The 21,905-nt window shown below is 42.1% G+C and carries 23 protein-coding genes; 2 read left to right on the forward strand and 21 right to left on the reverse strand.

The annotated features are described in order from the left end of the window. Positions 1-39: 39 nt before the first annotated feature. From AR1Y2_RS16940 to AR1Y2_RS16975, 8 genes are all read right to left on the reverse strand, one after another. Positions 40-1,299: a Zn-dependent hydrolase gene (locus tag AR1Y2_RS16940; RefSeq protein WP_137330029.1), complete on the reverse strand. Its 1,260-nt coding sequence runs from the start codon at positions 1,297-1,299 to the stop codon at positions 40-42. A gap of 12 nt (positions 1,300-1,311) precedes the next feature. Continuing rightward, positions 1,312-1,752: a threonine/serine exporter family protein gene (locus AR1Y2_RS16945; RefSeq protein WP_137330030.1), complete on the reverse strand. Its 441-nt coding sequence runs from the start codon at positions 1,750-1,752 to the stop codon at positions 1,312-1,314. 37 nt (positions 1,753-1,789) lie between these two features. Beyond that, positions 1,790-2,554, reverse strand: coding sequence for a threonine/serine exporter family protein (locus tag AR1Y2_RS16950; RefSeq protein WP_137330031.1), 765 nt, complete (start codon positions 2,552-2,554; stop codon positions 1,790-1,792). 15 nt (positions 2,555-2,569) lie between these two features. Next, complete coding sequence (hydA, locus tag AR1Y2_RS16955) at positions 2,570-3,952, reverse strand: dihydropyrimidinase (protein WP_137330032.1); 1,383 nt, start codon at positions 3,950-3,952, stop codon at positions 2,570-2,572. Positions 3,953-3,980: 28 nt separating this feature from the next. Beyond that, complete coding sequence (gene preA / locus AR1Y2_RS16960) at positions 3,981-5,237, reverse strand: NAD-dependent dihydropyrimidine dehydrogenase subunit PreA (protein ID WP_137330033.1); 1,257 nt, start codon at positions 5,235-5,237, stop codon at positions 3,981-3,983. Between the two features lie 16 nt (positions 5,238-5,253). Next, positions 5,254-6,462, reverse strand: a complete 1,209-nt coding sequence (locus AR1Y2_RS16965) for an FAD-dependent oxidoreductase (protein WP_137330034.1) — start codon at positions 6,460-6,462, stop codon at positions 5,254-5,256. A 71-nt stretch (positions 6,463-6,533) separates the two neighbouring features. Next, on the reverse strand, positions 6,534-6,986 hold the full coding sequence (locus AR1Y2_RS16970; RefSeq protein WP_137330035.1) for a DUF1097 domain-containing protein: 453 nt from the start codon (positions 6,984-6,986) through the stop codon (positions 6,534-6,536). A 356-nt stretch (positions 6,987-7,342) separates the two neighbouring features. Next, entirely contained in the window at positions 7,343-9,637 is a 2,295-nt protein-coding gene (locus AR1Y2_RS16975; protein WP_137330036.1) for a hypothetical protein, read from the reverse strand. A gap of 204 nt (positions 9,638-9,841) precedes the next feature. Between AR1Y2_RS16975 and AR1Y2_RS16980 the strand changes: the two genes are divergently transcribed. Both AR1Y2_RS16980 and AR1Y2_RS16985 read left to right on the forward strand, forming a co-directional pair. After that, on the forward strand, positions 9,842-10,669 hold the full coding sequence (locus tag AR1Y2_RS16980; RefSeq protein WP_137330037.1) for an ATP-binding cassette domain-containing protein: 828 nt from the start codon (positions 9,842-9,844) through the stop codon (positions 10,667-10,669). After that, on the forward strand, positions 10,653-11,381 hold the full coding sequence (locus AR1Y2_RS16985; RefSeq protein WP_137330038.1) for a hypothetical protein: 729 nt from the start codon (positions 10,653-10,655) through the stop codon (positions 11,379-11,381). Before AR1Y2_RS16980 ends, AR1Y2_RS16985 begins: the two co-directional genes overlap by 17 nt. A gap of 69 nt (positions 11,382-11,450) precedes the next feature. On the opposite strand, the gene AR1Y2_RS16990 is transcribed toward AR1Y2_RS16985, so the two are convergent. The 13 genes from AR1Y2_RS16990 to AR1Y2_RS17045 all read right to left on the reverse strand — a co-directional run bounded on the left by AR1Y2_RS16990 (position 11,451) and on the right by AR1Y2_RS17045 (position 21,900). Further along, the gene (locus tag AR1Y2_RS16990) at positions 11,451-11,633 is read right to left on the reverse strand and encodes a hypothetical protein (RefSeq protein WP_137330039.1); all 183 of its coding nucleotides are present in this window, start codon (positions 11,631-11,633) and stop codon (positions 11,451-11,453) included. 69 nt (positions 11,634-11,702) lie between these two features. Then, complete coding sequence (locus AR1Y2_RS18355) at positions 11,703-12,284, reverse strand: Pr6Pr family membrane protein (protein ID WP_334295823.1); 582 nt, start codon at positions 12,282-12,284, stop codon at positions 11,703-11,705. Between the two features lie 76 nt (positions 12,285-12,360). Next, positions 12,361-12,594, reverse strand: a complete 234-nt coding sequence (locus tag AR1Y2_RS18105; RefSeq protein WP_243118795.1) for an EamA family transporter — start codon at positions 12,592-12,594, stop codon at positions 12,361-12,363. Positions 12,595-12,612: 18 nt separating this feature from the next. After that, a complete protein-coding gene (locus AR1Y2_RS18110) occupies positions 12,613-13,020 on the reverse strand; it encodes an EamA family transporter (protein ID WP_243118796.1) in 408 nt (135 codons plus the stop codon). Positions 13,021-13,040: 20 nt separating this feature from the next. Then, entirely contained in the window at positions 13,041-13,817 is a 777-nt protein-coding gene (locus AR1Y2_RS17005) for an alpha/beta hydrolase (protein ID WP_137330040.1), read from the reverse strand. Between the two features lie 27 nt (positions 13,818-13,844). Further along, positions 13,845-14,165 carry a hypothetical protein gene (locus AR1Y2_RS17010; protein WP_137330041.1) on the reverse strand — a complete coding sequence of 107 codons (321 nt, stop codon included), beginning with the start codon at positions 14,163-14,165 and terminating at the stop codon, positions 13,845-13,847. A 17-nt stretch (positions 14,166-14,182) separates the two neighbouring features. Then, positions 14,183-15,013: a PTS system mannose/fructose/sorbose family transporter subunit IID gene (locus AR1Y2_RS17015; RefSeq protein WP_175403687.1), complete on the reverse strand. Its 831-nt coding sequence runs from the start codon at positions 15,011-15,013 to the stop codon at positions 14,183-14,185. Continuing rightward, positions 15,006-15,770: a PTS mannose/fructose/sorbose/N-acetylgalactosamine transporter subunit IIC gene (locus AR1Y2_RS17020; RefSeq protein WP_137330043.1), complete on the reverse strand. Its 765-nt coding sequence runs from the start codon at positions 15,768-15,770 to the stop codon at positions 15,006-15,008. Before AR1Y2_RS17020 ends, AR1Y2_RS17015 begins: the two co-directional genes overlap by 8 nt. A gap of 11 nt (positions 15,771-15,781) precedes the next feature. After that, the gene (locus tag AR1Y2_RS17025; protein ID WP_137330044.1) at positions 15,782-16,261 is read right to left on the reverse strand and encodes a PTS sugar transporter subunit IIB; all 480 of its coding nucleotides are present in this window, start codon (positions 16,259-16,261) and stop codon (positions 15,782-15,784) included. A gap of 11 nt (positions 16,262-16,272) precedes the next feature. Then, complete coding sequence (locus AR1Y2_RS17030; protein WP_137330045.1) at positions 16,273-16,797, reverse strand: PTS sugar transporter subunit IIA; 525 nt, start codon at positions 16,795-16,797, stop codon at positions 16,273-16,275. A gap of 84 nt (positions 16,798-16,881) precedes the next feature. Beyond that, a complete protein-coding gene (locus AR1Y2_RS17035; protein WP_175403688.1) occupies positions 16,882-19,578 on the reverse strand; it encodes a sigma 54-interacting transcriptional regulator in 2,697 nt (898 codons plus the stop codon). 236 nt (positions 19,579-19,814) lie between these two features. Next, complete coding sequence (locus AR1Y2_RS17040; protein ID WP_175403723.1) at positions 19,815-21,140, reverse strand: MATE family efflux transporter; 1,326 nt, start codon at positions 21,138-21,140, stop codon at positions 19,815-19,817. Positions 21,141-21,240: 100 nt separating this feature from the next. Then, positions 21,241-21,900 (reverse strand): HAD family hydrolase, encoded by a 660-nt coding sequence (locus AR1Y2_RS17045; RefSeq protein ID WP_137330047.1) that lies wholly within the window; start codon positions 21,898-21,900, stop codon positions 21,241-21,243. Positions 21,901-21,905 lie beyond the last annotated feature (5 nt).

Below are 21,905 nucleotides of genomic sequence, written 5' to 3' on the forward strand. Positions count from 1 at the left end.
TCTTTCTGCTTATATTAACGTAAAGGAAAACGATGTTACCTACTTGTCGGCATCACATTTTAAAACTGCGTTCAGAAGTACAGATGCCCCCTGAGTACACTGTTCCGGTGATGTATATTCTGGTTCACAGTGAGAATGTCCGTCCTTAGAAGGAACAAATACCATTGTTGTCGGCATCATGTATGCTGCAAACTGAGCATCATGTCCTGCACCGGAATTGATCTTCTGGTTGGAATAACCGAGTTCATCCACTGCTTCCTGTACATAATTAACCAGTTCTTTGTCATAGTAAACAGTATCTCTGGTCCATGCCACTTCATAATCGACTTTGCATTTTACTACTTCTTTTGGCATTGACTTGATAACATTGACAACCTGTTCGATCACTTCTGGTTTTTCATGTCTTGCATCAATAGAGAATTCTACATAGTCTGGAATAACTGTGTGTACATTTGGATGACAGTAGATCTCTCCAGTTGTATAAACCAATTCTGGATCCAGTTTATCCAACTCATCGTGGAGATACTGAAGAACCTTTGAAGCTCCGTATAAAGCATCCTGGCGGTATTTCATCGGAGTGGTTCCCGCATGGTCTGACTGTCCGTAAACCTTAATCTTGTAATTGATCATTCCAAGAACACAGGTTACGACACCAATATCTTTCTTTGCAGCTTCCAGGATCGGTCCCTGTTCGATATGAAGCTCAAACATAGCCATATAGTCTTTGTTATTTAAACGGTTTTCTCTGGCCCCTTTATATCCGGAAGCTTCCAATGCCTCCCCGAATGTTTTTTCAGGATCCAGAACAGATTTGGACGCAAGCATATTTTCATGGATAAAGTTTTTCTTGATATCGTCCGGAAGATAGTCGTTACAGATTACCCCTGAGGACATCATAGCCGGCGGATATAAAGAACCTTCTTCGTTGGTCCAGATCATAGCGGTTACATTGTGTTTGTGAGGAATCTTCTGGTCTGCAATGGACTCCAGAACTTCCATAGCTCCCATAACCCCAAGGATTCCGTCATAATTTCCGCCGTTCTTTACAGAGTCACAGTGGGAAGCCATAACAATGTTCGGAAGATCCGGCTCAGATCCTTTGAGTGTCGCATAGACATTTGCCATATCATCTGTTTTGATCTCTGCCCCGATGGCTTCCATTCTCTTTACGAATTCTCCCCGTGCCTGTAAGGCTTCCGGTGAAAGTGAGTATCTTGTGATGCCCCCGTGTCCCGCATCCCCAAACTTGCTCATCGTTTTTATTTTGTCTGCCATCCGATCTAAATCACATGTATACATAATGAAACCTCCTTATTTTTTGTTTAACCGATAGTTTTTAAAAATATTCCAGCACACAGCTGCCACGATCGTTCCAAAAGCTATGGAAGCTCCTGTAATAAATGCTTCCAGCCGGTACTGTGCAAATTGTTCCCAGTCAGCTTTGAATGCGTTCTGCATCATCATAAATAATGCCGCCCCGGGGATCAGGGGGATCATGCCGACTGCAAGATATAATGTTGCGGGAACCTTTGTCCTGACTGCCAAAAATTCCGCGTAGATTCCTAAAAATAATGCCGCCGCAAAATACTGTTTCCCATACTGGGGAAAAATCAGCCCTGCCGAAAGATACACGCACCATGCAAGACACCCTCCCAGTGAGGTATAGAAAATTTCTTTCCCGTGCAGATTGAATAAAAAAGCAAAGCCCAGGGCGCCGAAAAATGCTGCTATGATTTGATTTAATCCGCTCATTTTAAACTCCTCTCAATTCATAATGCAGACATTTTGATTACAGCCAGCTGGCCACTGCAAAGCCCAAAGCAATAGAAAGGCTTAAAAGGACTGCCTCCCCGAAACGGGTCAGGCCTGATAAAAAATTATCTGATATCATTTCCCGGATACAGTTTGTAAACATAAGTCCGGGGATCAGGATCATCACATTACCGATACTGATCTTATCAGAGGAACATCCAATTCCTGTACGTGCCGCCATGACCGCCAGGACCCCTGCTGCCAAGGAACAAAGGCAGGAGACCAGGAAACGGTTCATGTTCATGTTTTTCAGAGGGATCTCCACGATCTTGATCAAAACTCCTATGACCGCGGAGATTGCCGCATCCAGCACAGAGCCTCCAAAAAACAGGGTAAAGGCAGATGATATTAATGCATAGATCAGCATGCCCTGCCGGTTCGTATATTGGGGCAATTCGTGAATCCTTTTCAGATCACTTCTGACTTCATCCATATCCGGAAGGCTCACACACACGTTCCGGGACAAATTGTTCAGATATTTAAGCTCCTGAAGATTAAAAGCTAAGCCATGGATTCTTCTGGACTGGGTTATGATACCGAAATTCTTGGAGGAAATAGTGGCAACAATTGTATATGTAATAGAAAAAACCTCAGTCCGTTCAGATCCATAAGCTGTGCAGATCCGAAGGATCGAATCTTCCACGCGGCTGATCTCTGCACCGGAGATCAGCATACGCGCCCCGATCTCCAATGCATTTTCAAGCATTTGTTCCGCTTCTTTTCTAGTAACCGCCTTACCCATGGTACCCTCGCTTTTTTATCTTAATTTTCTAGGGCTTCGTTTTACAAATTGGCCCATACCAGGAGTTCCCTTGAACTCTCCGTCTGCATACACTACATTTCCGCGGAGGAATGTGCGCACTGGATATCCGTGAAGCTTTTTGCCTTCCCAGATGGTATGGTCACAGTCTGAATGCATTGTATCAACGCTGACCGTGAAATCCTTATCTTTGTCGTAAATGACGATATCTGCGTCCTTACCTACTGCAATAGAACCTTTCTGGTCACATCCGAAGATCTTTGCAGGATTTGTTGAGCACAGCTCTACTGCTCTCTGGAAAGATATCTTTCCGGAGTTTGCTGCATCCAGCATATATGGATATAAGTTCTCAATTCCTGAGCATCCGTTCGGGATCTTTGTAAAGTCGTCTTTACCCCAGTCTTTTTCATAACTCTGGAACGGACAATGGTCAGTGGCTACGGTATCAATGGAACCGTTCTTGATCGCTTTCCACAATGCGTCCTGGCTCTCCTGTCCTTTGATCGGAGGGGAGCATACAAAGTTACGTCCGTCCTCTCTCTTATAGACATCACAGGTGAACTCCAGATACTGCGGGCAGGTTTCCACAAACACAGGCGCCCCTTCTTCTTTGGCCTGGAGGCAGGCCTCGAGCCCTTCCTTATCCGCCATATGTACAAGATATAACGGTGCATCCAGGTGTTTTGACCAATGTACAGCTCTTTTATCTGCCTCAGCCTCCACAAATTCCGGACGGCTCATGTAATGATACCAGGCACTTGTCTTTCCCTCTTTTAAAAACTGTTCTGTGTACATATCGATCAAATCCGGATTCTCCGCGTGGACATTGATCATTGCTCCCAGTTCCCTCGCACGAAGCATCAGTTTAGCAAGTGTTCCGTCACTTACCATCCATCCTTCTTTTTTATACACAAGGAAGCATTTGAAACTTGTGATCCCCTCTTTGACGGCTTCTTCCATCTCTTCAATGATCGCTCCGTCAGAAAGGTCTGTGATACAGCAGTGGGATGCAAAATCCACACATGCTTCTTTCTCTAAAACAGCTTTTTTCTCCGCGATAACTCCCCGGATCGTTTCCCCGGTATGCTGTACCGGATAGTCAAAGACTGTCGTGACTCCTCCGCAGGCAGCTGCCCTGGTTCCGGAAAGATAGCTGTCAGAAGAAATCGTACCGCCGAACGGCATTGCCAAATGGGTGTGCACATCCAGTGCTCCCGGAAGCACCAGCTTTCCTGCGGCGTCATATACTTCATCCGCATCTGCCTCAATATTTTTTGCAATGGCCACAATTTTTCCGTCTTGCACGCCTACATCCGCAGAAAACATTTCAGAAGCTGTTACAACAGTACCGTTCTTGATCACTAAGTCGAACTTTTTCATATGATTGTCCCCCAATCTGACTTATGCTTTACTCATACTTGGTTTTCATTTTTACTTCATGCTCTTCTACTCCCGGTTTCATTTCAACCTTGCCAGGGGTAATGCAGTCCATCACCGGACAGACATTCAGGCACAGATGGCACCCAACGCATTTGTCTTCATTGAGAACTGGTTTTCTCTCTTCTTCATCCCATGTGATGGCCTGGTGTCCGCCGTCAAAGCAGGATACATAGCATCTGCCGCATCCCACACATTTATCCTTATTGAATTCAGGATAGAGGATAAAGGTACGGTCGATATCATCTGCCGGCACGATGTTCGGAAGTGCCACTCCTACCAGATCAGACAGTTTGTCAATTCCATGGTCTTCCATGAAATGAGACAGTCCGCTGATCATGTCTTCCACGATGCGGTATCCATACTGCATAACAGAGGTTGTCACCTGAAGGTTGGAAGATCCTACGAGGATAAAGTCTAATGCGTCCTTCCATGTCTCGATACCGCCAATTCCTGTGATCGGCACATCTTTTAATTCCGGATGCTGTTTCATCTGTGTGATAAAACGCAGAGCGATTGGTTTTACAGCGGCTCCTGAGTAACCTGAGATGGAGGATTTACCATTTACAACCGGCATTGCTGTCATATTTTCTACATCAATATTTGTGATGGCTTTGACCGTGTTGATAGCAGCGATTCCCTTCGCCCCGCCTTCCATTGCAGCGATAGCAGGAATCTCCATGTTTCCGATATTTGGAGTCATTTTAGCGATCACTGGAAGATGTGTAGCGCCTGAGACAACTTCACAGTATCTGCGCACCAAGTCCGGATTCTGTCCTACGTCAGATCCCATGGCAGAGGATGTCATCTGCGGACAAGAGAAGTTACACTCGATCATGTCAACTCCAGCCTCTGTTACTTTTTTCGCAAGAATCTCCCATTCCTCTTCGTTGCTTCCCATGATACTGGCAACAATGACTTTGGTCGGATAATCCTGTTTCAGCCTTCTCATATATTCAAGGTTATCTTCCAGAGGTTTATCTGAGATCATTTCCATGTTCTTAAATCCGGTCCAAGGGGTCCCTTCCTTTGAAGTGATATCAAAACGAGGGGAGCATTCATTCGGAATGAAAATACCAATGGTTTTATAATAAACTCCTGCCCAACCTGCTTCCAGAGCTTTGGCACACATCTCATAGTTGCTTCCTACCGGAGAGGATGAGAGGAAGAACGGGTTTTCACATTTGACTCCTAAAAAATCAATAGATAAATCTTTCTTAATGGACATATACAATGCCTCCTTTCTATTTGTTAAAATAGTCTGCGATCTGTTCTGCAGCTTCTTTACCTTCAGCAACAGCTTCTACTACGGTTTTTCCGCCGTTTACCATGTCCCCGCCTGTGAAGACATTTTCACCGGCTGTTATGGCTGCCACATCATCTCCGATTGCCTGGCCGATCGCCAGCACAACCTGGTCAGTTTTCATGGTCAGTCCGGATTCCCCGTCGCGTCCTGCAAATTTCATTGCGGTCACATGTCCTTCTTCTCCGACGATCTCTGCCGGTGCGAATTCCTGAATGATTGGGATTCCCATGCTCTGTACGAAGTTGACTTCATCGATGTCCGCAGGTGCTTCTTCAACGGTTCTCCTGTAAACGATGGTAGCCTTTGCCCCCAGCTGTTTTGCAGTAGTTACACAGTCCATGGCAACATCCCCGCCGCCGATGACGATGACATTTTCTCCAAGAACCAGCTGCTCTGTATTTGTTTTAGCTTCTCTTAAGAAGTCAATGGCAGTTACCACACCTTCCAAGTCTTTGCCAGGTATATCAACCATCTTTGATTTCCAGAGACCAGCTCCAACAAATACCGCATCATAATCTTTTTTAAGCTCTTCAAGCTTTGCTGCATCAACAGCTTCGTTGAACTTAAATTCAACGCCAAGCTTTTCGATGGTCTGGATATCAAAATCTACCACTTCCTGAGGAAGTCTGGTCGGGATGATTCCATATGTAAGAACACCGCCCGCTTTATCTTGCGCTTCATAGACCGTCACAGAATATCCTTCTAAAGCTAACTGTCTTGCGCATGATAAAGACGCTGGACCTGCACCGACACATGCAATCTTTTCTTTCTTCGGCTCTGCAGCTTCTAAGAACTCCATTCCCTGTTTTTTCTCTTCTTCTACGAGGAAACGCTGGATCTTTCCGATCTCGATCGGTTTGTCAATTCCTGTACGGCTGCACGCCTGCTCACACATCTTACCATATGGACAGACTTGAGCACAGCAGCCTGCCAGCGGGTTGTTTTCACGAACTGTCTCTGCAGCTCCTTTTATATTACGGAAACGAAGGGAACGGATGAACTTTCCAGGATCGGTTCCTGCCGGGCATCCTTTGCTGCAAGGTGAATCATGGCAGAGAAGGCATCTGGATGCTTCTTCCATTGCAGTTCTTAAATTAAAGCCCTTTTCCATTTCTTCCCCATACTCTTTTTTTGTAATTTTACTCATGGTTGTTTCACACTCCTTTTTTATTATCAATTTCATGGTTTTCAATCAGAGACTGTGTCTTTTGGCTTAAGTTATTCTTTTCCGAATTTCTTGAAAAGGAATCTGCCTGAATAGTCACAGGACACTCCAAGAATATTGCCTAACAGAAGGCATATTAAGAGCATTTTCCAATCTCCGCCGCTGGCGAATGCAGAAAAACCTCCCATAAACGTATTGGGTACCAGAGACAAAACATCAATGTGAGATTGAAATACGATCAGCCAGGAGAAGAATCCTGTTACGACTGCTCCAAAGATGATTGTGTTGTTGATGCCTCCGGACAGAATGATCAGCATTCCCCACAGCAGCCCTGTGTAGTTGCTGCACATCGATTTGATAAACCCTGTTTTCCCGCAGCCGGCGGAAAAGTACGAAGTGCATCCGACGAATCCGATCCATGTGGCAAGCCCCAGGGCAGAACCGACTCCCTGCCAGATACAGCAGAAAATCCCAGTACCGATGGCGTTAGCCATAATTACACTCATAGTTGCTCCTTTCTTATTGCGTTTCTGTTATTTGTTAAGTTCATTGTATCGGATACACGATGTGGAAAGTAAAGAGCAGATTCTTTCTTTTTTTACGAGATTAGTTAAGGCAAACCTTCCAAAACTACCAGTAAATAATTGTTGATGAATATAAAAAAAAGAAAATTAAGTTTGATTTTTAACAAACTAACGTTGAATGACGTAGAAATTGCATAAAAATATTAAGATGACAGCAAATATTATGGATAAAATAACGAAAAAAACCTTCCCGTAACGGGAAGGTTTTTGCAGTTTCTCTGGTTATTTATACTATAAATATGTAATCAGGTAGTATGCAGCAATACTTTAAGAATTTACTAATTTAATCTTCCTTTATAAATTTTTCTTACCTTCCCTTTCTTAATAAGAGCAATCAATCCATAATTCCCTCTTATAAATCCCCATTCCTTATACCCTTTTTTTGCTTTTGTTTTATATACAGGCTTTCCCCATGTTGTCAGTACAGCCTTCTTGGTAGACATGCCGACCGTTATGTTCCGGCCAATATAAATTTGCTTTGTCGTACTTGCTCTCTGATCTCCATATTTGTCATAAATAATAACTTTTATACTTTTTCCAGCTTTTTTCTTTGGAAGTTTTACTTTAATTGTTTCATTAAATTTCTTGCCCTTAATCTTTTTCGTTATGGTCTTACCGCTGACTTTAATCTTGAGTTTATCCGTTTTCTCCGCACCTGTACATTGAATATTGGCATACTTTGTTTTTGTAAACTGGGTATTTTTAACCTTTACCTTACAATAAGACTTCTTAATAGAAGTATTGATTACTTTGTAGTATCCGTTTGGAGCAACCGCTTTTATATAAACCTTTGTACCTGTTCTAAAAATAGGTATATAAATCGAGAAATCTCCATCGTTGTCTGCGGTAGTATTATAAGTACGATTTCCTATTTTTAAGGTTATCTTTGTCTTGGGCAATGTCTCACCCCATACTTCACCATCAGCATACCCCGTACCAGCATTTAGCTTAAATTTAATAGCTTTATTTTTAATGGTAGAAGAGGCGTAAGTCTTACATCCATCTTTATCTTCCACTGTTACAGTGACCTTTGATCCTACCTTTTGCTGTGGAAAAGAAATATTATATTTATATTCATTAAAGTCATTTTTTTTGAATGTACCGTTGTAGGTTTTTCCATTAATAGTCGCTCGTATATAACTTGGTGCTGCTTGATGTTCATAATCTTGATAATAAGAGCCTGACAAACGACTGACAGACAAATCTTTGATATTCACTTCAATATCTTTTTTACCGACAGTTCTTGTAATCGTATTAGTAAAACTTCCATTGGAGTCTTCATACCAAAACTTAATCTTCGTTCCCACAGACTGAGGAGGATATGATACATATACTGTTTCAGAACTACTACTTGGGTAATTTCCATAATAAATCTTTCCATTTATTTCAGCACACAGCCTATCATAAAATGGAGATTTCCCTGATGCCCTGCTGGGAAATGCTGCATAAAAATGTTTTTCTGTTTTTATATTCTGATTGTCATTACTAATTTTTTTATTAAGAACTTCACTTGGACACTCATGTTCATCATATCCAGTCAACGAAACCGGAGTACCGTCTTTTTGCCTCGGATAATTTATTGTAAATTTACCTTTATTTACAGTACCACGATATTGATTACTTCCAATTTTTGCGATAACATACGTAGAATTATCCGGAGCCCAATCAGATATTTTTTTTGGATAACAACTCATAAAACGAGTATCACCCCATGGTAGTTTACAGGCTTCTATGGTAGCTGTCCTCAATTCTTGAACACTGCCATCTTCTGCTTCCAGCCACAATTCGACTTTCTGTCCAACTGGTTGAACTGGATATTTAATCAGTGGCTTATCCCTTTTATACTCTCTGCCAAATACAGAATAATAATCTACTCCGTTAACTCTTGCGTGCAATCGAACATCATTATCAATTTCGTAAGCTGAAATAGAATCCCTGCTGAACATCATACCACCAATAGACAACTTTCTGTTTGTTATTGTATACTCTCTTGTCTCCTGACAATAGCCGTCTCCCCAGGTAACCTGTATTTTGTTTCCTATATTCTGTGCAGGATAATCCACTTGAAGTGTTCCATCTCCATTAACTTTCCCTATATATATATCTTTAATTCCGACATCTGCAGAAATATTATTTATTGTGCCTTTGAAGCTTTCTTTTACGGTAAATTGCTTTGGACTTGCCTGTCCATCGTATGTAGATATGACATGCTTGCCTACGTAATCTGTAGCTGTTGTAGTCTTTCTTTTATCAGCTGTCTCAAGATATGCAGTGACTTTTACACCTGGTGCGTAACCTTTATCAAAGGTTATCTCAAAGTCTTGAGATTGACTTGTAATATCTAGTTTCTTAGTAAATGTATCTGCTCCAGCTGTAATATGGGCTGTAACAGCCTGTTTCTCATCCACTTTTGAAACAGAAATCTTTAAATCCGTATGTCCGCTGATATCCAATTCCAATCCCCAGTTTAAATCTGCCGCTGCACTTACCTCAGGCATCTGATAAACGTTTCCTGAAAGTATGATTGCTGCGGTCAAAATGACGCAAAGCATTTTCTTTAAAATATGTTTCATAATTCTCTCTCCCTCCTGAGCATGTAAATTTGTTACTCCTCATTGTAGTTTCATTATACCATTTCTGCTGTATAATACCAGAGATCCGGCCCTGCAAAAGAACAAAAATAATGGATATATTCTGAAGCTGTGACTTTCACTCCAATGTCTGCTACAATATTCAAAGAAAGAGGCAATACCAACATCTCAGAAAAGGAGAGTATTGTGCAGGAACTGATCACGCTAAATAATATCACGCACCAGTATCAAAATGAGACCATTTTACAAGACTTAAACCTGACAGTCTCTGAACATCAGTCCATCGCTTTTACCGGACATAACGGCTGCGGAAAAAGTACGCTGTTAAAGATCATTGCCGGGTTGATCCGCTCTACACAGGGCAGTATCCGATATTATCGAGATCCTCTGTTTCATTATGTACCTGAGAGATTTCCAAAAATGAATCTCACCGCACGCCAGTATTTAAGCCGCATGGGAAAGCTGGACAGCCTCGATGCCGGAGAGGTCTGCAGACAGATCAAGAAATTAAGCGAAGATTTTTTTCTCTCCGAGATGCTGGATCTTCCCATGAAACACTTGTCAAAGGGGACTCTACAGAAAGTATCCGTGATTCAGGCTCTTATGAAAAGACCGGATGTGCTGCTCCTGGACGAGCCGCTGTCAGGCCAAGATACGGATTCTCAGAATGTATTTATAGAAAAGCTCAACGAACTGCGAAGACAGGGTACAGTACTTATCATGTCCTGCCATGAGCAGTATCTAATGGACAGTATTTCTGACACGGTATATAAAATAGATAACACGCAGTTGTTCCGTCTGGACGATAAGAAAAGTTCCGGCGGCAGACATTATATCTTATGGTTTGAGAGGGGCATAGAAAGCAGGCTGCCCGAAAGTTGTTCCGGCCGGATGACCATCTGCGGTGACAGGTATAAGATGGAAGTTCAGGAGAATGAAAGCAACCAGCTGATTGCCTGTATGATACAGGAAGGATGGTTATTGAGGGGGATGGAAGATGCAGATCATCAGTGAATTGATAAAATATCATTGGCAGCAGTATCTAAAGACAAACAAATTTGTCATGCCCTTTGCCGCCCTCATCATCATGCTTTATACTATATATTCCTCAAAACCAGTGGGAGTGGTGGACAGTCTCACCAGCTCCTGCCTGTTTGTATTCCTGATCGCTTCATGGATTGGTATCTCTGCCTGTGCCCTTGAGGATCCAGCCTCTGAACAGGTCATCATCTTAAAGATAAAAAGCCATAAAAAATATTATTTTAACCATACTCTTTTCTTGGTGAGCTTAAGCGCAGTCACTGCATTAATCTCCACTGTAGTTCCAATCTTGATCAATCTGTCAAACGGCGGCCGGCTGTTTAACAGATCTCTGTTGTTTTCAGACATTATCTCCGGATTCCTGCTGCTATTTTTATCCTCCTTTTTAGGATGCACTCTAGGAGAATTGTCTCATCCAAGAATGATTCAAGACCGGAAATCGGCCCTATTGATCATCTTTTTTATTGACATTGTCTCTGTCATAAAGACAGCACTGTTAACAAGCTTTCCAATCTTAAAACTGATTCTTTGGATCGTGCCGCCGATTTCACTGGTCCCTACAGCCTTCACTAACTCCAAGTATTTTATGTGGAAGACAACAGCTTTGGCCAGCGCTGTTTTAATTCTATATAGCTGCATACTGGCATTCTTAAAGATCATGCTCCTTTCAAAGAGAAAGTTTTAAAATGAAAAACTACAAATCCAAAAAGAAATCCCAGATGGTTTATCCGGGATTTCTTTCATATTCAAATATTTACTTATTGATCTCTATGTGAAGATTATTCTTATCGCAGACTGCGATCACTCCCATGAGTGACTTGGCGTCAATGCATGTATGTTCATTTACCAGTCTTACCGGGTACCTGCTCTTTTCCATCTGGCATACAAATTTTATAATTTCATTCAGACTGCTAAAATGTATTTTTGTTTGATCCACTATCATCACCTGCTTTCATCCATTGATGAAATTCTTCCCACAAACTGTATATTTCATACATCAGACAGGCTATTTTTCTCTTACCCTGAAAAAAAGTTTATTTATATGAAACAGTCCATACCCAAGCAGGAGAAAAATGACAGTAAGAATGAGAACAAACATTATACAGTACACATATCCGCGTTTTTCTACATCCAGAAAAAAATAAATATAATTTCCGGTAACCCGTCCAAAGAAGCCCGCAAACACTAGATACGCGGCAGGCATGATGAGAATGCTCAATACACTTTTACCTTTTAGAATCTCATTCATATCACAAAACACAAAAAAATAAACTGCCATGAATAGCGGATTGAGCAGATGTAGAAATAGAAATGTGCCCTGAAAATCAAATTCACCGGTAAAAGCTGTACACACAAAAAGGACCAGAACTAAGAGCATCGTGACATCTAAAAATAAAATTTCCGGGACTTTTCTTTTACAGCACAGGGCGGCGGCAGTCCCTAAAAGAAAAAGTCCCGACAAAAAATTACTTAGGAATGTCAGTTCATATAGATGATCTAATCTTCCACGATAACTATACAAAGCAGTAGTAAGAAACAAAATTGACAGTACTGACGTCAGAGTTAGCTGAAGCCTTTTTCTCATCATAAACGATTGCCCTTAACTATGATTCATTATTCTAATTATATAGACTATTTTTTTGATTATGACATTTTCACTCCGCTCATATTTCTTTTCCAAGTACGACCAAGGTAGTAACCCCTCCCATAATGAATCCCATCCCCAAAAGATCGTATACTCCAAAACTTTGTCCAAGCAGACAGAAAGAAAGCACTGCCGCCGTTAAAGACTCAACACTGGAATACATACTGGCCTTGACTGGCCCTATATATGTAACACCCCGCAGATAACAGCTAAAGGGTATGACCGTTCCATAAACCACAATACCCAGGACCATAAACACTGTTTGTCCATCTCATATTCCCGGTATATCCCACAGATGTGCGAAAGCCGCCAGAATCAATCCTCCCGTCAGCATGCCCCATCCGATGACCTCAAGAAGTCCGAATCTGCCAAGCAGCTTTTTGGGCTGCAGATTATATACCGATAAAAAAACAGCAGACGCAATTCCAAAAAACATTGCTTCCTTGGGGATCAAAAGAGTATAAATGGAACCATGTGATGCTAAGAGGAAGACTCCTAAGATTACCAGAAACAATACAATCAATTCTGTAAGCTGAGGCTTTCTTTTTTCTGCTGCCAGACAGAACAGTAAAATAAATACCGGGGCCAGGTAATGCAGTACCGTAGCAATTCCCGGATTGGAATATTGATTTCCCCGAAACTCCGGACAGCCCCCAGCACAGACCGGAAAACACAACAAGAAAAGTTCCTTTCATATTCTTATTCATTTTCCTTAGTCCCGCATGTCAAAAACCAGCTGAGTGCCCTTCTGATGCTCTCATCCCAGAAAATCCAGTCGTGTCCGCCGTTCCACTCTTCATAAGTATAGGGGATCTCAAGACTTCTTAACTGTTTTATAAACTCCTGGCTCTGGGGATATATATCATCCTGAAGCCCACAGGAAATGTACAGCCTGGGGATCTGACGTTTTTTCTCTTTTAACTTCCGTAAAACGGTGGAAAGATCATTTTCTGAGTCCAATATCTTTTCTACTGGACCGAATACTTTCTTATATAACTCTGTATATTGCGGATAATCATTGTATTCCATGCGAATATCCAGAGCGCCGGAGAAGCTGGCTCCCGCACAAAAGCGCTCGGGAAAGTTTAACGCCAGCTTCATGCTGCCGAAGCCGCCCATGGACAGTCCAGCCACATAGTTGTCTTCCCGTTTGTCTGATATCAAAGGAAAATAGGATTTCATGAGTCCCGGAAGCTCTTCTCCGATATAATCCCAGTATCTTTTTCCCTGAACATTGTTTGTATAATAGCCCTTCTCCCCTTCCGGCATGATAACAATCCAGTCCCCCTCCTTTGCGTACCGTTCAATAGGGGTTCTCCTGACCCACTTTGTATGATCATCTCCAAGACCATGAAGCAGATACAATGTTTTCAGTTTTCTTTTTCCTTTTATATCCCTGTGTTCCGGGATCACCACATAAGCACCAACCTCCTCTTTCAAGATATCAGAGTAAAATTCACAATGAATCAGAGCCATCTGTATCACCTCCTAATATAATCGTTCTCAATCCAAACCAAAATACATCCTTACTATCTGCGGAAGTTCCTTCTTAACATAGCGGGAAAACTCTTCTTGCTCCTCTACTTCTGATCCGGCATCCGGAAGAACCACTGCCATCTGGCAGCCCTGTGCAATCCATTCTATAGGAATTCTCCGCATCCATTTTGTGTGATCGCACTGTACCCCCGGCAAAAGATACAGTACTTGATAATTCCTTTCCACTCTGTCTTTGGCCTCTCCCTCGCCGGGTTCTGGCAGGGCCACATAAAAAGATGTATTTCTGTCAAGCTCTTTTGAAAAGATATGGCATTGAAACAATCCCATAATGAATCCCCCTGTTCTTAAAACAATCCGATCACAGAACCGGCAATTCCGATTGCAATAATCAAAAGTACAATTTTAGCAGTACTGACCTGTTTTTTTCGGATTAGATAATATACTCCAAAGACGATCAAGAGCGGCAGAAAGCCGGGCACGATCCCATCCAGCGTATCCTTTAAAACAAACTTTCCAATTTTTAAAGCTGGTTCTGCCGTGACAAGACTTGATGACAGAACCCCCATCATAAACATACCCAGGATATTTGCACCATCCAATATTTCATTTAAGAGACCCGACTTCATAATCTGTGCAAAGGACCTTCTTCCTGTGCTGTATCCTAAACAAAACAGCATGTAAGCCACGATCTCACAGCCTACCACAAGCCCCAGCAGCACTGCTGCTGCGCTCAACGCTCCCCTGGCCGCCAAGGCCCCTGCAAATGCGGTTCCCAGGGTCCATGCCGTCCCCCAGTGAATGGTGTCTCCAATAGCGGCAACTGGTCCCATGGTACCGGTCTTAAAACTGGTAATCAATTCGTCCGGAATCTTATTCGAATTTTCTGCTTTCTCTTCTTCCAGAGCGATGGAGGGACCAAAAATAAGATTTCCAAACATCAATTCTGTGTTAAAAAACTGCAGATGCCGTTGAAGTGCCGCGGCAAGGTCCTGCTTTTTCGTATAGATTTTTTTCAGCGCAGGCACCATTGCATTGCACCATCCGATGGCCTGCATTCTTTCAAAATTTAAGCTTGTCTCACCCCAGAGACTCAGCCTCCGGTAACACTTATTTAAATCCTTCTTCGTCAGTACACTTTCTTTTTCCTGAATCTTCGTTTTCTTTTGTTCACTCATGGTCATCCGCCTCCATTCCTGCCTCTCTTTTCAGAAGGACAATGATAAACGCCAGGCATCCGCCGAAAATTCCCAGCACAAGGTTACTCCATCCCGTCATCTGCAGGGCAAAAAAACCAAGAATCATAAACACGATGTATTTTGGTTTTCCGATCATATGCATGATCAGCGCAAATCCCAATGCAGGAAGCATTCCACCGGCGACCTCTAGTCCATGCATCACTACCTCCGGAATATATTTTAGAATGACATCCACCACCGACGTTCCAAATAACACTACGATAAACACGGGCAGAAACGCCACAAGAAGATTTAACAGTCCGGGATAGATCACTGCACATCTGTATATTCCTCTTGTATCTGCTTCTTTCGCATACCGGTCTGCTGAATGTGCAAACCTGATAGCAATGGTTTTCCTCAAGTTGATCAAAAACACTCCCAATAGTCCCACAGGAACTGCCAGTGTAACCGCAACTGACGGCTTCATACCCGTCATCAGCGCAATAGGTGCTACACAGGCCCCTGCGATGGCACTGTCCGCCGGGAAGTTGCCGCCCGGTGCGATAACCCCCACATAGATCAGCTGAATGGTTCCACCTATGATCAAACCCTCGATTGGTTTTCCTAAAATCAGCCCTGCCAGCAATCCGCTGGTAATTGGAGATTCAAAAATCGTATATCCAGTGTTGTATCCAATCTCCATCTTATGAAGCCAGTTGCACAGCCCCATCACTGCCGCCAATAAAAATAACTGCATATCTTTTCCTCCTATCTCAGTTTCTCTTTCGCTTTTTGCATCGTTACTGCTGTTTCCTCAGGAATGCTCTTAAAAATGATCTCAGATACCGTCTGGTTGATATTTTCCAGCTCTGTAAATTCTTTTTTGTTCAGATAAATGCCATCTGAGATAAACTGTCTTTCTCCCTCTCCCGGGACACCTCCCACCACGAGGAAATCAAACTTCACACCGCTCTCCACAGCCTTTGCGCAGGCTTCCACGTTTTTAAAGAGCAAAAATACAGATGCATTGATCTGTTCTAAGATTTCAGCCGCACCCTCTTGGGAAACAACTTTAAATTTCACACCTTTGGGGACGGCCATTTTATAAATTTCGATCATAAAATCATCGTTCCTTAAGGCGTCATCTACTACCACAATCATATCTACTGGATAATATTTGATCCATTTTGTGATAACTTGTCCGTGAATCAGCCGGAAGTCAATTCTGGCTACTTTTATATCTGCCATATTTCTCTCCTTTATACCTTATTTGTAATCCGTATTCCGCTGGATGCCGCTTCAAAACAGCGGTCTGCAAGTTCCTCCAAAGTCAGTCCATCCTCCGCAGACATCAAAAACTCTATCATCATCGGTAGATTTAACCCTGTCAGACAGAATAGATGATGTCTGCGCGCAGCCAGAGTAGACAGGTTAGACGGGGTACCCCCTAAGATGTCCGTAAAGATCATGACTCCGTCACCCTCCTCTGCTTTTTCAATGCTGCTTTGTATCTCCTCGTAAAAATTATCAGCGTTGTCGTTCTTTTCCAGACAGAGGGTTATAATATTCCTATATTCACCCGCAATCAAAGAAACACTTCTCATCAACGACCTGCTCAAGTCCCCGTGGGTAGCAATGATTAATCCGACCACACCTACACCTCCTCTCATTGTTTTGATCGTTTTCTTTATACGAAATTTAATAGCAAATACCGTGCCAAGTGTCTCTGCCCCCCTAAAACCATATTTATCTTTGACACATGACGGGATCTTTCTTTGACACATTGCATATATCTCCAAAAAAAGTTTGACACATGCAAAAAAGGCTGAACTTGATATGCACCAAGTTCAGTCTTTTTTACTCTCTCTTTATTTTCCAAAGTCTTTGATCTTGCTCTCGATCAAATTATAGATCAGCCGTATTTCTCTCATGTTGACTGATACATGATATCTCTTCTCAATGGATGACAGGCACTTCTTCGACATCTCACAGAACTCTTGATGTGTCCTGGCAAACTCACCGAATGTGTGTAACGGCTCCTGATTTTTCTGCTGCATAAGGCGTTCCACCATAATACCGATATGCATATACAGAATATGCTTTAAATCCGGCGTGAACTTTAATTTTAGTTCCAGTTCCATTTGATGGATCGCATATCCTACATCATCTATGATAATTTCAGGATTTAAGATGGTCAGTTGACTCATAATGTTACGCAGGCTGAAGCTTTTGATGATATTTTCAATCATCGTGTTGATTCTCTTTTCTGAATAGATTGTTTTCAGTACATGATTTAATGTTTCATATCCTTTTTGGTCCACTAATTCATTCAGCAGCAATACTTCCATATCTTCTAATTCCAATTCATTGGTAGAGATGATCAGGGATACGTTATACAGATCAAATACATCGTCACCACTCCCCCTTTGTGCCAGTTTTTCGTAGTCATACTCCAGAATAAGAATCTTGTCATCGTCAAAACAGGTTCTCAGCATGTCACAAATCTTATCTGCAACCTCCAACCCCTTCATACAGCAGACTAAGATGGCGTTTTGCTTTTCTTTTTTTCTAATAAAGTGATAGGTCGTTGAATTATATCGCACGGTTGTTTTTAGAATTGCCTCTATGTCCCGTTTCTGCAGCAATTCATTTCCCACGTCCAGCGCCATCTGCGTTGTCACGTTGTTGATAATCCCTAAATTTCCTTCCACAAGATCACTGATATCATCTGTGATGCTCAGAACCGAACCCATATCCACAAGTATAAGTACCCCGGAGGATGTGTTGACTTTTTTTAAATAGGACCGGAGTCTCTCCACTATCTGCTTTTTTGACGTGTCATAAGGCATATCAAAGGCGTCAAATATATAGCTTGAATATACTTGGTTTACAAGGCTTGCGATGCTGGATGCTGTGGAATATCCGTGTGTGATGATAATGGCATTATATAAATATTTTTCTTCATCCATCTGGCAGTGGAAAAACAGGATTAAAAACAGCTTCAGCAGCTCCTCGTTGGCATTGTAATCCATAGTCTCATTTACCATTCTGTAAAATAACTCCGCCATTTTGGACTGCCGGAACAGCTTTTTTGCCAGTTTCGATTTCATTTCCGTCAGGTAGTCCTTTTTATCCTCTCTGAGAAACGTGCTGTTTCTGCTCAGAAGAACCAACACCTTTGTCAGAACAATCACTGCAGTGCCCGTATATTCAAACCCATAGTTGCTCTGCATGAATTTAAAGATATTTTCCACATGCTCTTTATAAACAATTTCCACCGATGAAGACTCTATGTCATATACAATATGGTCCATAATACCTTCTATCAGTTTCTTATTCTGCTTGCTGAACCTGTCATATGTAATACTATTTTTTGTATATTTCTTTATAAGGCGGATCATAGAATCCATCTGCAGAATCTCTCCGATAGAGTCCAAAGAACGGATCATAATGTCCTCCGAGTCTTTGTTGACAAAGATCCATTGGGAGGTACTGCTGTTTTTTATAGAATTATAATCCACAGAATACTGGACATTTAAGTCCTGCATCGTCACCTCAATGTAATCCTGATGTTTCTCCTGTCTGTTCTGGGCATTGGCACAGCTGATCTTGATTATATTTTTCAGGGATCCGATATTCCCTTTTCCTTTAAAGGTTAACAGATTATTTATCACATTACTGCTGATTTTAAAATTACAGTCCAGGATGTGTGCTTCCTGTTCAAATAGATTTTGTATGATCTTCATCCGTTCATTGCTGCTTCTCTCACTGTAGGATGGTATGGTAACAGTAAGCGGGATTCTCCTGATAAAGGTTTCCAACAAAACATTATCAATATTTTCCGTGGTGGCAAAAATCAGCTTGACATTTAACTCTTTTTCATCTGCTCCATCCCCCAGGGGCGTGATCCTTCCTGTATCAATATAACGGAACAGCTTTTCCTGGCCCTCTGGAGGCAGCCTGTGCACTTCATCCAAGAGCAGATAACCCTGATCCGCTTTTTCCAGAAGCCCTGCAAAGTCTTTATTAGCCCCGGTAAATGCTCCTCTTTTGTATCCAAATAAAACAGATGATAACAGCTCTTTATTGTTTGCGTAATCTGCACAGTTCAGAACAACAAACGGTGCTTCCTCCGATATGATCTTCTGCCGCCTGGCATACAGATAAATCTTCTCCGCAAGCATACTTTTTCCTACCCCGCTGGGCCCCAGCAGCATGATTGGAAGTCCCCGTCCCGGATAAGCAGCAGAAATTTTGCACTTATTCAGCACCTGCTCCATGTCATAAGAAAGCTCCGAGATCTCTTTAAATACGTCATCTTCAACTTGCTCATCTTTCTTATCAATCCTGTCTTGGTCTGTCTCTCCCTCGTATAAAGTAAACAGTACAGGCTTTGTCTTCTTTTTGGTCAGAAAGTGCTCTCTTTCCAGTTCATTTAAAATAGCGCTTGCTGCATTCCGTTTCATCCCCACAGCCTCTGCCACGGTACCGGCGCCGATTCCTAAGTGTCCGTCAATCTCGAGAAAATATTGTTTTATTTTATCTTTGTTCGTTATCCTGGCCATTGACACATCCTCCAAAAGCATTGACACATTTTTATCTCAAGTATATTATACCTCTTAAGCCTGGCTGTGTAATTGTTTATATGTGTCAAAAAAAGCAGAACAAATGAATGCTCTGCTTTTTGCTATCTGCTGTCTCACAGTTTTGAAGAAAGAAACTTCTATAATTCTTCGCCGTTTGTTTTGATCACCCTCTGATACCAGTAAAAGGACTTCTTGTTTGATCTTCACGGCCTCTTTCATGGCATGGATGTGTTCTCTTCACTCCCCCTCTCTCTGGTTATATTCTTCATCCAGCAAAAGCTCCGATACCTTTTCCATATGATTGGTATCTTAATCAGCTCATCGCTCATGAGCAGCACATACACAACCGGTACGCTAAAGTGGAAAATAATTGCTGCAGTGGCTCCTAACAGCAGAGAAAATCCCCACATAGATACTGTGTCTACGATCAAACCAAACCTGGTATCTCCGCCGGAGCGAAAAATCCCTACAATCAAAGTTTCATCAAATGTCTGGGCAACCGCATAATAAGCCATCACAAACATCATACAACGCAAATAATCCTTTGTTAACGGTGACATATTTAACACGGACAGAATCATCCGGGAAGACAATAGTATAATCACAGCGCTGCAGATCCCCAGAAGAATACTCAGTTTTACAAAACGGTCCGCATAAACCCTGGCATGTTTATATTTTTTCTCTCCAAGAATCTTCCCAAGGTAAATGGCCGCGGCGTTGGATATTCCAAATCCAACAACCATAGACATTTCCTTGGTAACCTGAGCTACTGAGTTTGCCGCTACCGCCGCACTTCCCATATGTCCGAGAATCGCTGTGCTTGCAGAGTTGGCTGCTCCCCACAAAACTTCATTTAAAATAACAGGGATTGCATACATAAGAAAATCTTTTAATAATCTGCGGTCAATATGTATTAAATAAGTCATACGAAAAAGAATTTCCCTGTTAAATAATTTTGCGTATCCAATGACAAGGATCAATTCCAGGATTCTTGCCAGAAGGGTCGCCAATGCCGCTCCCTGAATCCCTATCACAGGACATCCAAACATTCCAAATATAAAAATGGCATTCAATATTATATTGCAGATCAGAGAACTCAAATATACAAAAGTAGCAACCTGAATGCGCTCCACACTCCGCATAATATACAAGTACACCTGGGTCATTCCAGTGACTGTATAGGAAAACGCCACAATCCGCAGATACTTCGTACCTTGTCTGACCACCTCTGTTTCATTGGTAAATATCCTTATCAATGACTCCGGTATCAAGAGGGATGCCAATGTAAAAACAAGTGTCACTGTAACTGCCAGGCGCATCCCCATAGCAAGTATCCTCTCGATCGTCTTTGTATCACCTTTTCCCCAATATTGAGCTGTAAGAATCGTTGCGCCGGATGTTAAACCGAACAAAAATAGTGACATGATATACTGCACCTGTCTGGCTAAAGATGCTCCCGACAAGGCAGTCTCTCCTACTTTTCCAAGCATAAACACATCACATGCGCTGACACCGGTATTGATCAAATTCTGCATGGCCATCGGAAGGACAAGGGCAATGACTCCTTTGTAGAAGCTTTTCCAGTTCAATTCCGGTGTTTTGTTTTTCCCTTTTGACTTATAATTCTCTCTTACAATTCTATCACCGTCTTTGCAATTTAAATTTTGTTCTAATGATTTCTTGTACTTGAAACATATCGGGGGCAATGTGATCTGCCATCTGCCAGGTAAACCCAAACCTTTCATCTTTATATGCGATCACATAAGCTCCTGCATTTTTTGCCGCAGATATTCCATAATCCGAATCCTCAACAACAATACATCTTCCGGGTTTCACATTCAGCCATTTCATCGTCTCCATATAAATCTCCGGGTTCGGTTTGCTCTCCAGAAACATTTCTCCGCTTAAGATCACCGGAAAGTACTTCCTTAATTTGATTTCATCGAGAACCTCCAGAATTTCTTCCATAGAACTGGAAGAAGCCAATGCAGTCTTAATATGATGTTTAGTCAAAAGTTCCAACAGCTCCTTAACTCCGGGATTCAAAATCTCCCTGTAAGAAAGCTCATATCCTTCTTCCTCCTCGCAGTAAGTTTCCCATAGACTTCTGCCCTTTTCTCTGCCGAACCACTCCATCATCATTTGAAGACTCTGGGCATTTGACAAGCCGACAATTTTTTTCAACTCTTTTTCCGGAATCATACATCCCTTTTCCATCAGCAGTTCTTTCAGCCAGTTATAATAGACGATCTCGCTGTCGATGATGACTCCGTCCATATCAAAAATCACTGCTTCATACATGATGT

Source organism: Anaerostipes rhamnosivorans (genome assembly GCF_005280655.1).
Lineage (GTDB): Bacteria > Bacillota > Clostridia > Lachnospirales > Lachnospiraceae > Anaerostipes > Anaerostipes rhamnosivorans.

Bases quoted from the DNA above. Each gene is read 5' to 3' on its own strand.
- AR1Y2_RS16940 (WP_137330029.1), bottom strand. From the start codon at position 1,299: ATGTATACATGTGATTTAGATCGGATGGCAGACAAAATAAAAACGATG.
- AR1Y2_RS16945 (WP_137330030.1), bottom strand. From the start codon at position 1,752: ATGAGCGGATTAAATCAAATCATAGCAGCATTTTTCGGCGCCCTGGGC.
- AR1Y2_RS16950 (WP_137330031.1), bottom strand. From the start codon at position 2,554: ATGGGTAAGGCGGTTACTAGAAAAGAAGCGGAACAAATGCTTGAAAAT.
- hydA (WP_137330032.1), bottom strand. From the start codon at position 3,952: ATGAAAAAGTTCGACTTAGTGATCAAGAACGGTACTGTTGTAACAGCT.
- preA (WP_137330033.1), bottom strand. From the start codon at position 5,237: ATGTCCATTAAGAAAGATTTATCTATTGATTTTTTAGGAGTCAAATGT.
- AR1Y2_RS16965 (WP_137330034.1), bottom strand. From the start codon at position 6,462: ATGAGTAAAATTACAAAAAAAGAGTATGGGGAAGAAATGGAAAAGGGC.
- AR1Y2_RS16970 (WP_137330035.1), bottom strand. From the start codon at position 6,986: ATGAGTGTAATTATGGCTAACGCCATCGGTACTGGGATTTTCTGCTGT.
- AR1Y2_RS16975 (WP_137330036.1), bottom strand. From the start codon at position 9,637: ATGAAACATATTTTAAAGAAAATGCTTTGCGTCATTTTGACCGCAGCA.
- AR1Y2_RS16985 (WP_137330038.1), top strand. From the start codon at position 10,653: ATGCAGATCATCAGTGAATTGATAAAATATCATTGGCAGCAGTATCTA.
- AR1Y2_RS18355 (WP_334295823.1), bottom strand. From the start codon at position 12,284: ATGATGAGAAAAAGGCTTCAGCTAACTCTGACGTCAGTACTGTCAATT.
- AR1Y2_RS18105 (WP_243118795.1), bottom strand. From the start codon at position 12,594: ATGGTCCTGGGTATTGTGGTTTATGGAACGGTCATACCCTTTAGCTGT.
- AR1Y2_RS17005 (WP_137330040.1), bottom strand. From the start codon at position 13,817: ATGGCTCTGATTCATTGTGAATTTTACTCTGATATCTTGAAAGAGGAG.
- AR1Y2_RS17010 (WP_137330041.1), bottom strand. From the start codon at position 14,165: ATGGGATTGTTTCAATGCCATATCTTTTCAAAAGAGCTTGACAGAAAT.
- AR1Y2_RS17015 (WP_175403687.1), bottom strand. From the start codon at position 15,013: ATGAGTGAACAAAAGAAAACGAAGATTCAGGAAAAAGAAAGTGTACTG.
- AR1Y2_RS17020 (WP_137330043.1), bottom strand. From the start codon at position 15,770: ATGCAGTTATTTTTATTGGCGGCAGTGATGGGGCTGTGCAACTGGCTT.
- AR1Y2_RS17025 (WP_137330044.1), bottom strand. From the start codon at position 16,261: ATGGCAGATATAAAAGTAGCCAGAATTGACTTCCGGCTGATTCACGGA.
- AR1Y2_RS17030 (WP_137330045.1), bottom strand. From the start codon at position 16,797: ATGTGTCAAAGAAAGATCCCGTCATGTGTCAAAGATAAATATGGTTTT.
- AR1Y2_RS17035 (WP_175403688.1), bottom strand. From the start codon at position 19,578: ATGGCCAGGATAACGAACAAAGATAAAATAAAACAATATTTTCTCGAG.
- AR1Y2_RS17040 (WP_175403723.1), bottom strand. From the start codon at position 21,140: ATGGCCATGCAGAATTTGATCAATACCGGTGTCAGCGCATGTGATGTG.
- AR1Y2_RS17045 (WP_137330047.1), bottom strand. From the start codon at position 21,900: ATGTATGAAGCAGTGATTTTTGATATGGACGGAGTCATCATCGACAGC.